The organism is Tenacibaculum bernardetii (genome assembly GCF_029125915.1).
Lineage (GTDB): Bacteria > Bacteroidota > Bacteroidia > Flavobacteriales > Flavobacteriaceae > Polaribacter > Polaribacter bernardetii.
The window spans coordinates 233,756-249,508 of the sequence record NZ_JAQJCU010000003.1 but is presented as its reverse complement, the minus strand read 5'-3'; the positions used below and the strand labels follow the sequence as shown (position 1 = coordinate 249,508).

Sequence of the window (15,753 nt, the reverse complement as noted above, 5' to 3'; positions counted from 1 at the left end):
AGCGTCAGCCTTCCAAGCTGAATGTCGCCAGTTCGAACCTGGTCTTTCGCTCAAAAAGCCGAAACATTTGTTTCGGCTTTTTTTATTTTACTTCTTTAATTTATCTCCAAATAAGAACAACCCCACTATAATCGCTCCGATAATTCCGATCATTAAAGTATTATTCCCCACAACACTCGGCTTTAACAATATTGTTAACACATAACCTCCTATTGCACCCCCTAAATGTGCAGAATGCCCAACGTTACCTACTTGGTTTTTCATTCCATAGATTGAATACAGTAAATACCCAATACCAAAAATATAACCTGGCAAAGGAATAGGAATTGGTAACATGATTAATTCCATATCTGGATTGAGCATTATTGATGAAAAAATAACACCAGATACAGCTCCCGAAGCACCAACAGCACTATAGTATAATTCTTCTTTATGTTGATATAATGAATATAGACTTCCTGCAACCAAACTACCAACGTAAATCAACAAGAAATAAGGAGTTCCGAAATTAACAACCACTACTTTTCCAAAAAGATACAAAGCATACATGTTAAACCCTAAATGCATCCAATCTACATGCAAAAAACCCGATGTTAACATTCGTAATTTATCGCCGCTTAGTATCTTCTGCACTTGAAACTTGTATTTATCAAAAAAAACAAGATCATTAAAACCTTTACAAGAAATTAAAACGTTTACGACTATTAGTATTAAAATAATTTGACTCATATTTTATATTTATTACCACAAAAATAATCAAAAGTTAATAAAGCAAATGATTAATAATTTAATGCGATATTTGCATTTTTAAATTTACAATATGAAGTTTTTTACATTTGCCATTACCTACCCTTTTATATGGTTACTATCAAGATTACCTATGGGAATTTTATATTTATTTTCAGACTTTTTCTTTTTTGTATTATACCATATTCTTGGTTATAGAAAAAAAACTATTATAGGTAATTTAAACACAGCTTTTCCTAATAAAAAAAGAAAAGAGATAAATAAATTATCAAGAAAATTCTCTAGACACTTTGTTGATTTAATTTTTGAAAGCATTAAATCTTTTACTATTAGTGAAAAAGAAATACTAAAAAGATACAAATACAAAAACCCTGAATTGATAAACGAATTAACAAAACAAGGAAAAAGTATTGCTCTAGTTGGCGCTCATCAAGCAAATTGGGAATGGGCTTTTGCAATGCCTAAATTCTTAGATATTAATTGTTACGGAGCCTATACGAAAATACAAAATCCATATTTTGAAAAAAAGATAAAAACTTCAAGAACCAAATTTGGTTTCGAAGGAGTTCCTACAATTGAATTTAATAAAACCATTAGTAGCAGAGAAGCAAAAAAAATACAAACTCTTTATATTTTACTAAGTGATCAATCACCTAAAGTACGTAAAACAAGATATTGGTCTCATTTTTTAAATAAAAAAGTACCTGTACATACTGGCGCTGAAATCTTAGCTAAAAAATACGACTTAACAGTTGTTAACATGAATACCACAAAGATTAAACGAGGATATTTTGAAACTGAATTTGAACTAATAACAGACAACCCTAAAAGTTTTGATAATTTTGAAATAACAGATAAGTTTTTAGAAATAACAGAAAGAAATATAAATAAACAACCAGAGTGCTATTTATGGTCTCACAAACGCTTTAAGCACAAAGACAAATACGACGAATGGTTAAAAATCAGAAAAACTTCTCAAAAATAATTGAGAAGTTTTTTTTTGCTTTAAATTAAAAAAGTCTTCTCAAATGAGAAGACTTTTTGGGTGGAAGACGGGATTCGAACCCGCGACCCTCGGTACCACAAACCGATACTCTAACCAACTGAGCTACAACCACCATGTAACTTGCGGGTGCAAATATACAACATTTTCTAACTTCTGCAAAACTTTTTTTTAAATTAATTTACTTAAATTTTCAACAGCAACGTAACGCTCTGAGGTAAAACCTTCTGCATAATCTACACCTATTAATCTTCCTAAATCTTTTGCTCTATAATTTATACTATCTGTAAAATTCTTACTTGTTATTGGCGTTTCTGGTTCATTACTTGTCGGATCAAAGAACTGAGAACTGTATGCTAAAACTGAAGCTTCTTTTTTATCCATAAATCCAGTTACATCAACTACAAAATCTGGCTCAATATTTTTCCATTGTATGTAATGATATACTTGTTTCGGTCGCCATTTTTCTTGTAGCTCACCATCTAACTCAGTTTCAATCTTCATCAAACCACTTAAAAAACAAGCATCAGAAACAACTTTACTTCCTTTCGAGTGATCAATATGCCTATCATCAATTGCATTGCACAATACAATGTCTGGCTTGTACTTACGAATCATCTTTATAATTGCCAATTGATGCTCTTTATCATTAATAAAAAAACCATCAGCAAAGCCTAAATTTTCACGAACGGAAACTCCTAGAATCTCAGCAGAATTTGCAGCTTCCATATCTCTAATATCAGCAGAACCTCTTGTACCAAGTTCTCCCCTAGTTAAATCTACAATACCTACTTTTTTACCTAATGATATTTCTTTCGCAATCGTAGCGCCACAACCTAATTCAACATCATCTGGATGCGCTCCGAACGCCAATATATTTAATTTCATCTATTTTATTATTTTAAAGCTTGCTCTATGTCTTCTATTAAATCTTCTGTTTCTTCTATACCTACTGAAAAACGAATTAAACCATCCTTTATTCCTTGATTTGCTCTTTCTTCGGATGATAATAAAGAGTGAGAAGTTTCAGAAGGACTTAACATCGTGCTTTCAATACCCGCTAAACTCATTGATGGCTTTATTAATTGTAATCTATTCATAAAATCCATCGCGTTTAAACTTTCATTTAACTCAAAAGAAAGCATCCCTCCGTAGTATTTCATTTGAGAAACTGCTAGCTCATGATTTTCATGAGATTTTAAACCCGGATAATATACTTTTGATACTTGCTTATTACTCTCTAAATAAGTCGCCATTTTTAAAGCATTTTCACTTTGATGCTTTACCCTTAAATTTAACGTTTTTAAACTACGTTCTAACATCCACACCGTAAAATCACTTAAACTTCCTCCTAAGTTTTTGGCAAGATTCCAAATTCTATCAATATGCTTATCTGATGCAGCTACGGCTCCTGCTAAAATATCAGAATGTCCTCCCATATATTTGGTTGCCGAATGCAGCATAATATCAATACCAAAATCAGCAGGTGTTTGGTTTATTGGCGATGCAAATGTATTATCAATCATTGTTATAAGCTTATTTTCCTTAGCCAAATTAGCCACTGCTTTTATATCAACAATTTTTAATAATGGGTTTGACGGAGTCTCAATAAAAATAACCTTTGTATTTGGCTTTATCTCTTTTTTAAAATCCTCAATATTTAAACTTTTCGTAAAAGAATATTCAATTCCGAATTTATCAAACTCTTCAACAACAAAATTATATGTACCTCCATATAATGTTTCTTGCAATATAATATGATCTCCTTTTTGTAAAAAAGCAAGCATTGTTGTGCTTATTGCTGCCATTCCTGATCCAAAAATTAAAGCTCCTTCTGTTTTCTCTAGAGCTGCTATCTTCTTACATAAATACTCTTGATTAGGCGTATTAAATGAACGTGGATATCTTTTTACATCTACCGCATCAAATTCATAAGATGTAGACATGAATATAGGCGAAATGGCTCCTTTAAATTGCTCGTCTTTTATTTCTCCTACATGCGTACATATAGTATTTATACCTAGTTCACTGTTTTTTTTCATCTTTACGAAATTTAGCAGCTAATTTACTAAATCCATTTTCGTTTTGAAATAAAATATCGATATCTTCGTACTTATGATTAGAATTGCCATTATTGGAGGCGGAAATGTAGCAACACACTTAGCGAGTGCTTTTAATAAAACTAAAGAAGTTTCTTTAGTGCAAGTGTATGCCAGAAATATTGAGCAAATTGCGTTTTTAAAGCAAGAAGTTAGCGTAACAGATAACTTAGGTTTATTAAAAGATGCCGATGTTTATATCATTGCTGTTTCTGATGATGCTATAACTGAAGTTTCATCAAAAATTAATAAAAAAGATAGCCTAATTGTTCACACCTCTGGAAGTGCTTCATTAGACTCGCTAAAAAACAAAGGTAGAAAAGGTGTTTTTTACCTCTTGCAAAGTTTTTCTAAAGACAAGGCTGTTGATTTTAGTGAAATTCCGTTTTGCCTAGAGGCTGAAAACGAAGAAGATTTAACTACGCTAAAAACAATTGCCAAGACTATCGGAAAAAAAATATATTCTATTAATTCCGTGCAACGTAAAACAATACATGTAGCTGCTGTTTTTGTAAATAACTTTACAAATCACTTTTACAAAATTGGTGAAGATATTTGCAAAGAACATCAAGTTCCTTTTGAAATTTTACAACCTTTAATTCAGGAAACAGCAAGGAAAATTATCTCCTTAAATCCAGAAGAAGCTCAAACTGGACCTGCGAAGAGAAACGATCAAAAAACGATTCAGAATCATTTAGAGTTACTCAATAAAGAACAACAAGAAATGTATCAACTTATTACAAATTCAATCCAAAAAAATGGAAAAAAGTTATAAAGAAATATTACCTCAAATAGATACTTTAATTTTTGACGTGGACGGCGTTTTAACAAACGGAATCGTAACCGTTTTTCCTGACGGACAATTAGTGCGCCAAATGAATATTAAAGACGGATACGCTTTAAAAGCAGCTGTAAAAGCAGGTTTTAAGGTTTGTATTATTTCTGGAGGAAAAAATGAAGGAGTTCGTACTCGATTAGCCAACTTAGGCATTACTGATATTTATTTAGGCGCGCATGATAAAATTAAACAGTTTAACGAACTTATAGAAAAGTACAATTTAAAATCAGAAAACGTGTTATACATGGGTGATGATATTCCTGATTATCCGGTTATGAAACTGGTTGGAATGCCATGTTGCCCTAATGATGCTGCAAGAGAAATTCAGCAAGTATCTAAATATATTTCCGATAAAACTGGTGGAAATGGCTGTGCTCGCGATGTTATAGAACAAGTATTAAGGGTTCAAGGAAAATGGAACAACAATTTTGATGCTCAATACGATTAAATGGAACAATTTTTGAAAACTAAATACTATATTAAAAACACAATAAAAATGAAAAACACTATTTTAATTTTTTTATTAATTATTAGCTCTTCTATAAGTGCTCAAACTATTTTTGGTAAATGGGAAAACCGTGATGAAGAAACCAATAAGGTAGATTCTGTAATTGAAGTTTATGAAAAAGGCGGCAAAGCTTTTGCTAAAATTATAGAAATCACAGACAAAAACAGACAAGATGTTTTATGTACAGAATGTAGCGGTAAACGTAAAGACACTCCTATTTTAGGAATGAATATTTTAACTGGTTTAGAAAAAGATGGTGATGAATGGAGCGGTGGAAAAATACTAGATCCTAAAAACGGAAAAGAATACAAATGCTACATTCAGTTAGACTCTAGTAATAAATTAAAAGTACGTGGTTATCTTGGGTTTGCTGCCTTTGGTAGAACTTCATATTGGTATCGTAAAAAATAATTTTTTTCTTTTCCATAAAAAACTCTAACTACTCGCTAGTTAGAGTTTTTTTATTCCCTTTTTTTTTAATATCACTTTTCAATTTAATATAGGGTACCCGAAAAGTGTGCCTTTTATTAAAACTTATATAACAATCAAATATTAAAAAAAGATTTAAAACCTCTGACCACAAACATAACAGATAGCTAATCATATATCTAAAAAAGTATAATTTAAATGAATTGACTCTAGCATAAAAAACTAGCTAAACACCTCTTAAATATTACACTTATTTAGCATATTCACAAAATAAAAACTTAATATCACATAAAAAAACAACTACTACATTAATAAATTACACTTCTTGTTGTTTTTTTAACTATTTACACAAATAAACAATAATACACAATTACTTCCGTTTTTAATTTGATCAACCCTCAAACCCTTTAAAAAAATGAAACAAATTATCAAATTAATGACGTTAGCTATTCTAGTTTCGTTACAAAGTTGCGACAAACAAGAAATAGAAAAAGACATAGCTTTAAATGCTAACTCTCCAGAAACTGGTGTCCTACCTAATGAATTAGGTAATCATAACACAGCGCACAACTGCGCAACAGTATCTCAATTTGGACCAAATTCTTATTGGTCAAACACACTTGTAAACACAAGTGAAACAAATTTTTTAAAACAACAAAACAATAACGCTTCAAATCTGTTTGGAATATCAAATGTTCCTCTTTATTTTGCAGCAGGAAGCGGTACATTTAATGCACTTTCTTACGGACCTCCTAACAATTATATTATTTGGGGTGAAGAAATGCTGAGTGGCGCATTAAACTACGGAAGATCTGCCGTAGCATATATTGTTGCTCATGAAGTAGCGCATCAAATACAATTCAGACAAGGGTACCCTTCAGTAAGAGGCGCTTCTAATACAGAGTTAGAGGCAGATGGTTTTGCTGGATATTTTTTAAGAAGAAGCTATACATCTAATTGGTCTGATGTTATTCCTGCATATAATTTTTCTCAATCTATTGCTGGCTCTAACGGTTCATCTCATGGAACTGCAGCGCAAAGACGTTCTTCTGTAAGGTTAGGATGGTTACTAGCTAATAACGGTACTTTATCTAATGCTAATCTTGATTATAACTTTTTCTACTACTATAACAGCTATATTTTACCTGGTAAATTAAAATCTAGCAATATTGAAAAGCCTAAAAAAATAGATCAAGGATTACATGAATTCATGTTAACTAAAATAAAAGAGTTAAACGATATTCATTCAGGAAAAATCTCTGAAGAAGAATATGCTAACCTAAGTAATAACTAAAATAATATTAAATAAGGGTTGATCATTTTATAAAAGAGAGGTTTTAAAAACCTCTCTTTTTTTTATTATATGTTGATCCATATAATCATAGTCTAATCACAAGAAATGGTATATTATTCTAAACTATCATAAACCAAATAACAACAAAAAAGCCTCACTATTTCTAGTGAAGCTTTAAGTGAGCCCTGGAGGATTCGAACCTCCGACCGCCTCCTTAGAAGGGAGGTGCTCTATCCAGCTGAGCTAAGAGCCCGTAGTTTTTATGTTTCTACGAAAACAGTGTCGGGGTGGCAGGATTCGAACCTGCGACCTCCTCGTCCCAAACGAGGCGCGATGACCGGGCTACGCTACACCCCGAGTGCAATTTAATTGCGGAGAGACAGGGACTCGAACCCTGGCGACAGTTACCCGTCGACAGATTAGCAATCTGCTCCATTACCACTCTGGCACCTCTCCTCGAACTTTAAACTACTTAATAAATAAGAGTTTTAAATTGCGAGTGCAAATATACAACCACTTAAGTGCTTTCACAAGTATTTTTTAAAAAAAATTACACTAATCAGGGTACTCAACTCGTAAGTGATAGATACTCATCAACTTATTCTTAATAATTTTTTTTATTTTTTCTATCTCTCTAAAGGTAATATCCGAATTTGTGAACTGATTGTCGTTTTTTTGCTTATCAATGATCTTATCTATTAAATTATCTATTGATTGTGCTGTTGGGTTTTTTAAACTTTTAGAAGCTGCCTCAGCTGCATCACACATCATTAAAATAGCTGTTTCTTTAGAAAAAGGAATTGGGCCTTGGTATTGGAACTTTTTAATATCTACTTCCTCTCCTTCTATAGTGTTCTTTAATTCTTGCTTATAAAAGTAATAAGTAACACTTGTTCCGTGGTGTGTTCTAATAAAATCTATTATTCTGTCTGGCAGTTTGTTTTTCTTTGCTATTTCTATTCCCTTTATAACATGGTCTAGAATTATTCGGGCACTATCTTTTGGTAATAATTCGTTGTGAGGGTTTACACCTGTAGATTGGTTTTCTGTAAAATACATTGGGTTTGCCATTTTACCAATATCATGATACAGTGCTCCTGTTCTTACAAGCATTGAATTAGCACCTATCTCGTTTGCTGCAGCTTCTGCTAAATTTGCCACTTGCATTGAGTGCTGAAAGGTTCCTGGCGCTTTTTCATTTAAGTCTCTTAATAATTTCGAATTTGTATTAGACAATTCTAACAAAGTAACATCAGAAACCAAACCAAACAACTTCTCGTAAAAGTAAATAAAGAATACTGCCAAGAAGGATAATAATCCGTTTGCTGCAAACAATCCGAAATACAACCAATTTATTTTATCTGCATTTCCTTCTTTTAATATTGAGAAAGCAAAATAAGTAACCATATAAATTAGAGTAATTTGTCCTATCGACATAAATAAACTTGCTCTTTTATACAGCTCAGAAACTGTTAATATTGTTACAATACCTGCAATAATATGTAAATAGATAAACTCGAAACTATTAGGCACAATAAATCCTAACAAAAGAACCGTTAGCACATGTGTGAATAATCCAAGTCTAGCATCAAAAAAAGCTTTTAAAACTATTGGTAAAATACTTAACGGTACAACATAAAGGTATTCAGAATTGTATTTAACAACCAATGTTTGCACAAAAATCATTAAAAAAACATTAAAGAAAATAAAGGTTACTTTATTGTTGTCGTTAAAAATTTCGAACCTATATTTCTGTAAAAAAAGTAATAGCATTAACAGTGCTAAGGCTACTAAAATTGTATATCCAAAAACAATCCAATAATAATTAGATTTTGTCCAAAGTTGCGAACTTGAAGCAGTTTCATATGATTTTAAAATATTGAATTTTCTTCCAACAACAACATCGCCTTTTAATATTATCAACTCTCCTTTAGAAACTTTTCCTTTAACATGTGATATATTTCTTAAAGCTTCATTTAACTCTTTACTACTATATTTAGTGTCATAAATAACATTTGGTCTAAGACTTTCTGATAAAAGGTTTAAAAGTATGTTTTGTTTACTTACATCAAGCTTATTGGTGTTTTTTGAAATAAACTTAAGCACATCTTTTGATTGTAATAACATAGAAAAAGAAATATCATCTATCGAATTTCCTTTACGTAAAATTATAAGTTCTCCTGGGTTTCCTCTTGTTACACTCGCATCATCTAAAAAACCGTAATGATATATTTTCTTAATAACAAGTTCTCCTTCCTTTTTTAAAGCACTTAAATCTTTAACTGATAAAGAATCGGAAAGAGCTAATTTAGCTTCAAAAGAATTTAAAACTCGTGTTTCTACCTCTTCATTATAAACAAAATATTTTTTAATATTAGACCTGATTTCGCGTGTTTCCGCATCAATTTCTTTTGCAGTTTTTTGAATAGCAAAATCAAATGGCGCATAAAAATTATCATACTGCCAAGGTTTTCCTTGCGGATAATCATATTTAAATTGTCCTTCTTTAGGGAAGAGGTATACAATTGATACAACTGTAATTAAAAATAATAATACTTTATAAATAATAGCATTATTCTTATATAACTTATTAATGAAATCGTTCATTTTATATGTTTAAAAATGTAAATATAACCTTTCTCTATTATTTGAGTATTGGTTATAAAATGGTTATTTTCGCAAAACAAATCTTAACACAATACATTCAAATATATGAAAGAAGTAGTTATTGTATCAGTTGCTAGAACACCAATCGGTAGTTTTTTAGGCAGTTTATCAACTATACCTGCACCTAAGTTAGGTGCTGTAGCAATAAAAGGAGCTTTAGAGAAAATTAACTTAAAGCCAGAAATGGTCGATGAAGTTTTTATGGGAAATGTGGTTTCTGCCGGAATTGGTCAAGCACCAGCTCGTCAAGCTGCAATTTTTGCAGGAATTCCTAACACTGTACCTTGTACTACTGTAAATAAAGTTTGTTCTTCTGGTATGAAATCTATCATGTTAGCTGCGCAAGCAATTGCTTTAGGTGATGCTGATGTTGTTGCTGCTGGTGGTATGGAAAACATGAGTATGATTCCTCATTATCAACATGCAAGAACAGGTTCTAAATTCGGACCTATTAAAATGGAAGATGGTTTACAAAAAGACGGTTTAATTGATGCTTATGAACAAGTAGCGATGGGAGTTTGTGCTGATGAATGTGCAACTGAATATAGTTTCTCTAGAGAAGAGCAAGATGCTTTTGCTATCGAATCTTACAAACGTTCTTCTAAAGCATGGAGTGAAGGAAAATATGCTGATGAAATTGTACCGGTAGAAATACCTCAACGTCGTGGCGAACCTGTTGTCTTTTCTGAAGATGAAGAATATAAAAATGTAAAAATGGAGAAAATTCCTGCTTTACGCGCTGCTTTTACTAAAGACGGAACAGTTACTGCTGCAAATGCATCAACAATTAATGATGGTGGAGCTGCTTTAATTTTAATGTCTGCTGAAAAAGCTGCTGAATTAAACTTAACTCCTTTAGCTAAAATAAAAGGATATGCAGATGCTGCTCACGAACCTAAATGGTTTACCACTGCACCTGCTAAAGCATTGCCAAAGGCATTAGCGAAAGCTGGAGTTGCAATTGATGATGTAGATTACTTTGAATTAAACGAAGCGTTTTCTGTTGTAGGTTTAGCTAACATGAAAATTTTAGGTTTATCTGCTGATAAAGTAAATGTAAATGGTGGAGCTGTTTCTTTAGGACATCCATTAGGAGTTTCTGGAGCTAGAATTGTTATCGCTTTAACGTCTATCTTAAAACAGAATAATGCTAAAATAGGTGCTGCCGGTATTTGTAACGGTGGTGGAGGTGCTAGCGCAATGGTAATCGAAAGAGTTTAATCTTTAATTAACTAGTCAATGTCTTTCGGAATTTGTAATTTAAGTATTGTACCTCTTCGTCTTGAACCTGCTGACCCATCAGAAATGGTAAATCAAGTAGTTTTTGGCGAGCATTTTATGGTTTTAGAAAAATCTAAAAAATGGAGTAAAATTCGTTTAGCTTTCGATAACTACGAAGGTTTTATTGACAATAAGCAATATGAAGAAATTACAGAGGATGTTTATAATTCTTTATCCGAAGAAAACAAAAGCTATGCAGGTGAATTAATTGATTTTATTACTGATAACAATCATAATTTAACTACAATCCCTATGGGAGCTAGACTTCCGTTTTACAAAGACAAGAATATCAATATTAATAAAACTTTATATTCTTACGAAGGGAAGGTATGTAATACGAAACTAGCTAAATCTGTTATTATCGATACTGCTTTTCTATTTTTAAATGTGCCATATTTATGGGGCGGAAAATCGCCTTTTGGTATTGATTGCTCTGGCTTTACACAAACAGTATATAAATTGTGTGGCTACAATTTATTTCGTGATGCCAAAGAGCAAGCTAAACAAGGTGAAGTCTTAAGTTTTATTGAAGAAAGTGAACCTGGTGATTTAGCCTTTTTCGATAATGAAGATGGCAATATTACCCATGTTGGTATTATTATGAATGATTATAATATTATTCATGCGCATGGTAAAGTACGAATTGACAAGTTAGATCATAGCGGTATTTATAATATAGACACCAATAAACACACTCATAAATTAAGAGTAATTAAACGTTTTATTTAGAATTCCCTTAAAATACAAGTACAAAAAAAACCGAAACTTTTAAGTTTCGGTTTTTTTATGTTTCTGATATAATCTTATTTCATTGACTTGTATAAGTCTCTATATTCTGTTGCTTTCGCTTCATTTTCTAAAACCTCGTATAAGTTCATAAGAGTCTTTACAGTATCCATATTTCTATTTAAAGAATCTGCCTTTTCTAAGTAAGGTAACGCTTCTTTATAAACTTCTTTTTGTTGTAAAGCTAACTCATCGTACTTTTTAAAGTTTGATAAATTTTTATTCATCTCCTCTACAATTTTCTTATCCTTATTTAAAACAGCAACCGCTAAATTCATATAAGCATCAGCATAGTCCGGCTTTAATTCAACTGCCTTTCTATAATATTTTTTAGCATCATCAACTTTTCCTTCATTAAAGTTAACTACTCCTAAATTATAGTATAATGTAGGGTTTTCTGGATCTAAAGCAATTGCTTCACTCATTAACTCTCCAAACTTATCCATTCTTTTAAGCTTACTATACATATCAGCTTCATTCAGTAATAAATTTAAATCCTTTGGGTTTGCTTTTCTTGCCTCTGCTAAAGCCTCAATAGCCTCATCAGTTTTACCCTGTTCTTTTAATAATAAAGCTATATTCTTAACAATTATAGCTGTTTTAGATTCAGAAGATTTTATACTAGGCTTAATATACTTTTTAGATTTAACCATTAAATCTCTTTGCTGTTTAGAACCTAAGTTTTCAACTTTACCTGTTAATTTATTTGTTGCTACATATTGAGTTTCAACACCTGTATAACCAACTTTTCTTAGTTCTTTATAATACTTAATTGCTGTATCATAATCTTTTGCTTGTGTTGCTGATATAGCTGCATTATACACAAAAGAAGTATCTGTTGGACTTAACATATATGTTAAGTAAAAGTTTTCGGCTGCGTTTTTGTAATCCTTTTTATTATTGTATAAATCTACAGCCTTGTTAGATACTTCCTGAACTAATTGATTCAATAATGGTTTAGCTTGTTCAGAATACTTATTATCCTCCATTGCTAATAATATTTGAAAAGCTTCTGCAGAATTTTTATAATCTTTTTTTGCCGCTAAAGCTTTACCTTTTAAGAAATAAAATTTAGATTTATATTTATCTTCTCCTTCTGCCATTACTAGTTCTTCAACTGAGTTAAGAGTAGAAATTGCTGTTGAATAATCTTGTTTTTTTATAGCTTTCTCAGCTGCTTTTAATTCAGATTTTTGAGCCATTAATCCTAATGTCATCAATCCTAAAGAAAAGGTTAAAATTTGTTTTTTCATTTTAATTACTGTTTTATTTATTGTTGTTCTTGATCTTCGTTTGTTATATCTTCATTTTCAATTTCCGTGCCATTTTCTTCTTCTTCATTTTCATCATCGTCTTCTTCACGCATAACTTTTGCAACGGCAGCAATACTATCGGTATCTTTTATGTTAATTAAACGAACACCTTGCGTTGCACGTCCCATAACACGTAAATCTTCAACAGCCATACGAATTGTAAGTCCAGACTTATTAATAATCATTAAATCATTTGAATCATCTACATTTTTAATTGCAACTAATTCACCTGTTTTTTCTGATATATTTAAAGTTTTAACTCCTTTTCCTCCACGGTTTGTAACTCGATAATCTTCTAGTTTAGATCTTTTTCCGTATCCTTTTTCAGAAACAACTAGAATATTACTATCCATGTCATTTACTGCAATCATACCTACAACTTCATCCTTATCGTGTTGTAATGTAATACCTCTAACTCCAGATGCAGTTCTTCCCATTGGGCGGGTTTTTGCTTCTTCAAAACGAATAGACTTACCTGACTTTAAAGCTAACATCACTTGGCTATCACCAGTTGTTAATTTAGCCTCTAATAGTTCATCGCCTTCTTTAATTGTAATTGCATTTATACCATTAGTTCTTGGACGAGAATATTGCTCTAAAGGCGTCTTTTTAACTTGCCCCTTTTTAGTAGCCATAATCACAAAGTGATTATTAATATACTCTTCATCTTTTAAATCTTCAGTAACTAAGAATGCTTTTACCTTATCATCTTGTTCGATGTTAATTAGGTTTTGCATTGCTCTACCTTTGGTATTCTTTCCTCCTTCTGGAATTTCATAAACTCGCATCCAGAACACTTTTCCTTTTTGAGTAAAGAACATCATATATTGATGATTTGTTCCTACAAATAAATGCTCTAAGAAATCTTCATTACGAGTCGTTGCTCCTTTTTGTCCACGTCCTCCTCTATTCTGCACTTTATATTCATCAAGATTGGTACGTTTTACATAACCTGCATGAGAAATAGTTACTACAACTTTAGAGTCAGGAATCATATCTTCGATACGCATATCTCCACCAGCATAGTGAATCTCAGAACGACGCTCATCACCATATTTATCTCTAATAAGCGTTAACTCATCTGTAATTATTTGGTAACGTCTTGGTTCGTTTGCTAAAATATCTTTTAAGTCCGTAATTGTTAACATAATTTCGTCAAACTCTGCACGTAACTTATCTTGTTCTAGACCTGTTAATTGACGCAAACGCATTTCTACAATTGCTTTGGCCTGAATTTCTGTCAATTCAAAACGTTCAATTAAACTTTCTCTAGCTTCATCTCCATTTTTAGAAGCACGAATAATTTTAATTACTTCATCAATATTATCCGAAGCAATAATTAATCCTTCTAAAATATGTGCTCTTGCTTCTGCTTTCTTTAATTCAAATTCTGTTCTACGAACAACAACCTCATGTCTATGTTCTACAAAATAATGAATTAATTCTTTTAAGTTTAATTGCTCTGGACGGCCTTTTACTAACGCAATATTATTTACACTAAACGATGTTTGTAATTGTGTATATTTATATAATTTATTTAAGACGATATTAGGTATCGCATCACGTTTTAAGACATATACAATACGCATTCCGTTCCTATCAGACTCATCGCGTATATTGGCAATTCCTTCTAATTTTTTATCATTTACTAACTCGGCAGTTTTTTTAATCATTTCTGCTTTGTTAACCTGATAAGGAATTTCAGTAACAATAATACATTCTCTTCCTTTTACCTCTTCAATAGTAGCTTTGGCACGCATTACAATACGACCTCTACCTGTATGAAAAGCATCTCTTACACCATCATAACCATAAATAGTTCCTCCCGTAGGAAAATCTGGTGCTTTAATATGCTGCATTAACTCATCAATCTCAATATCTCTATTTTCGATATAAGCAATCGTACCGTTTACAACTTCTGTTAAGTTGTGCGGTGCCATATTTGTTGCCATACCTACTGCAATACCAGACGCTCCGTTTACTAATAAGTTTGGAATACGTGTTGGTAAAACCGTTGGTTCTTGCAAAGTATCATCAAAGTTTAAACGATGATCAACAGTTTCTTTTTCAATATCAGCTAACATATCTTCTGATATCTTCTGCATTCTAACCTCGGTATAACGCATTGCTGCTGGAGAATCTCCATCAACAGAACCAAAGTTACCCTGCCCATCAACCATCATATAACGTACACTCCAACTCTGTGCCATACGAACCATAGAATCATATACAGAGGTATCACCATGTGGGTGATACTTACCCAGTACTTCCCCTACAATTCTTGCTGATTTCTTATATGATCCTGTTGCTTTAATCCCTAGCTCATGCATACCATATAAAACTCTTCTGTGAACTGGTTTTAAACCATCTCTTACATCTGGTAATGCTCTTGATACGATAACCGACATCGAATAATCGATATACGCTGATTTCATTTGCTCTTCAATGTTGATAGGGATCAACTTTTCGCCATCTGCCATATATATTTTTTTAAAATATTAATTCTCAATTTCGTTAAAAAAGTGAATTTTACACTTGATAAAACTCACTCCTAAAATACACTAAAATTAGCTGTACCTCTTAAAACATTGCAAGATACTATAATGGCTGCTTTTACACAAAAAATAAACTTACTGTTTTAACCATACTTATCAACAATTTTAACATTTTTTAAACATTTATTTTCATATATTGATCTTGCCATTATGTCTGCTTAAAACTATTGGCATCTTTTTTGTAATTTTTAAGAAAAAAACTTACTAACTTTACATTTATACAAATTAAATTT

13 protein-coding genes and 4 tRNA genes are annotated in these 15,753 nt (G+C 31.7%); 7 read left to right on the top strand and 10 right to left on the bottom strand.

What is annotated here, in order from left to right:
* Positions 1 to 87: 87 nt before the first annotated feature.
* On the bottom strand, positions 88 to 729 hold the full coding sequence (locus P2G10_RS04175; RefSeq protein ID WP_275315298.1) for a rhomboid family intramembrane serine protease: 642 nt from the start codon (positions 727 to 729) through the stop codon (positions 88 to 90).
* 91 nt (positions 730 to 820) lie between these two features.
* On the opposite strand from P2G10_RS04175, the gene P2G10_RS04170 reads away from it, so the two are divergent.
* Complete coding sequence (locus tag P2G10_RS04170; protein WP_218773431.1) at positions 821 to 1,732, top strand: lysophospholipid acyltransferase family protein; 912 nt, start codon at positions 821 to 823, stop codon at positions 1,730 to 1,732.
* Positions 1,733 to 1,790: 58 nt separating this feature from the next.
* On the opposite strand, the gene P2G10_RS04165 is transcribed toward P2G10_RS04170, so the two are convergent.
* The 3 genes from P2G10_RS04165 to P2G10_RS04155 all read right to left on the bottom strand — a co-directional run bounded on the left by P2G10_RS04165 (position 1,791) and on the right by P2G10_RS04155 (position 3,792).
* Positions 1,791 to 1,866, bottom strand: a tRNA-His gene (locus P2G10_RS04165).
* Positions 1,867 to 1,921: 55 nt separating this feature from the next.
* Positions 1,922 to 2,638: a bacillithiol biosynthesis deacetylase BshB1 gene (bshB1, locus tag P2G10_RS04160; protein ID WP_275315297.1), complete on the bottom strand. Its 717-nt coding sequence runs from the start codon at positions 2,636 to 2,638 to the stop codon at positions 1,922 to 1,924.
* A gap of 8 nt (positions 2,639 to 2,646) precedes the next feature.
* Positions 2,647 to 3,792, bottom strand: coding sequence for a trans-sulfuration enzyme family protein (locus P2G10_RS04155; protein ID WP_275315296.1), 1,146 nt, complete (start codon positions 3,790 to 3,792; stop codon positions 2,647 to 2,649).
* A gap of 73 nt (positions 3,793 to 3,865) precedes the next feature.
* On the opposite strand from P2G10_RS04155, the gene P2G10_RS04150 reads away from it, so the two are divergent.
* The 4 genes from P2G10_RS04150 to P2G10_RS04135 all read left to right on the top strand — a co-directional run bounded on the left by P2G10_RS04150 (position 3,866) and on the right by P2G10_RS04135 (position 6,918).
* On the top strand, positions 3,866 to 4,624 hold the full coding sequence (locus P2G10_RS04150) for a Rossmann-like and DUF2520 domain-containing protein (RefSeq protein WP_218773434.1): 759 nt from the start codon (positions 3,866 to 3,868) through the stop codon (positions 4,622 to 4,624).
* Entirely contained in the window at positions 4,608 to 5,135 is a 528-nt protein-coding gene (locus P2G10_RS04145) for a KdsC family phosphatase (RefSeq protein ID WP_275315294.1), read from the top strand. Before P2G10_RS04150 ends, P2G10_RS04145 begins: the two co-directional genes overlap by 17 nt.
* A gap of 48 nt (positions 5,136 to 5,183) precedes the next feature.
* Complete coding sequence (locus P2G10_RS04140) at positions 5,184 to 5,606, top strand: DUF2147 domain-containing protein (RefSeq protein ID WP_218773436.1); 423 nt, start codon at positions 5,184 to 5,186, stop codon at positions 5,604 to 5,606.
* 433 nt (positions 5,607 to 6,039) lie between these two features.
* Positions 6,040 to 6,918, top strand: a complete 879-nt coding sequence (locus tag P2G10_RS04135) for a metalloprotease (protein WP_218773437.1) — start codon at positions 6,040 to 6,042, stop codon at positions 6,916 to 6,918.
* A 179-nt stretch (positions 6,919 to 7,097) separates the two neighbouring features.
* On the opposite strand, the gene P2G10_RS04130 is transcribed toward P2G10_RS04135, so the two are convergent.
* The 4 genes from P2G10_RS04130 to P2G10_RS04115 form a co-directional block, all read right to left on the bottom strand.
* Positions 7,098 to 7,171, bottom strand: a tRNA-Arg gene (locus P2G10_RS04130).
* A 29-nt stretch (positions 7,172 to 7,200) separates the two neighbouring features.
* Positions 7,201 to 7,275 (bottom strand) — tRNA-Pro (locus tag P2G10_RS04125).
* A 15-nt stretch (positions 7,276 to 7,290) separates the two neighbouring features.
* Positions 7,291 to 7,374, bottom strand: a tRNA-Ser gene (locus P2G10_RS04120).
* 99 nt (positions 7,375 to 7,473) lie between these two features.
* The gene (locus tag P2G10_RS04115) at positions 7,474 to 9,525 is read right to left on the bottom strand and encodes an HD family phosphohydrolase (protein ID WP_218773438.1); all 2,052 of its coding nucleotides are present in this window, start codon (positions 9,523 to 9,525) and stop codon (positions 7,474 to 7,476) included.
* 105 nt (positions 9,526 to 9,630) lie between these two features.
* Here P2G10_RS04115 and P2G10_RS04110 point away from each other — a divergent pair, with 105 nt between their 5' ends.
* Together P2G10_RS04110 and P2G10_RS04105 are read left to right on the top strand one after the other, a co-directional pair.
* Complete coding sequence (locus P2G10_RS04110) at positions 9,631 to 10,806, top strand: acetyl-CoA C-acyltransferase (protein ID WP_275315291.1); 1,176 nt, start codon at positions 9,631 to 9,633, stop codon at positions 10,804 to 10,806.
* Positions 10,807 to 10,824: 18 nt separating this feature from the next.
* Positions 10,825 to 11,595: a C40 family peptidase gene (locus tag P2G10_RS04105; protein ID WP_275315289.1), complete on the top strand. Its 771-nt coding sequence runs from the start codon at positions 10,825 to 10,827 to the stop codon at positions 11,593 to 11,595.
* A 74-nt stretch (positions 11,596 to 11,669) separates the two neighbouring features.
* On the opposite strand, the gene P2G10_RS04100 is transcribed toward P2G10_RS04105, so the two are convergent.
* Together P2G10_RS04100 and gyrA are read right to left on the bottom strand one after the other, a co-directional pair.
* Positions 11,670 to 12,905, bottom strand: coding sequence for a tetratricopeptide repeat protein (locus P2G10_RS04100; RefSeq protein ID WP_218771075.1), 1,236 nt, complete (start codon positions 12,903 to 12,905; stop codon positions 11,670 to 11,672).
* A gap of 17 nt (positions 12,906 to 12,922) precedes the next feature.
* Entirely contained in the window at positions 12,923 to 15,445 is a 2,523-nt protein-coding gene (gene gyrA, locus P2G10_RS04095; protein ID WP_218771076.1) for a DNA gyrase subunit A, read from the bottom strand.
* Positions 15,446 to 15,753: the final 308 nt, after the last annotated feature.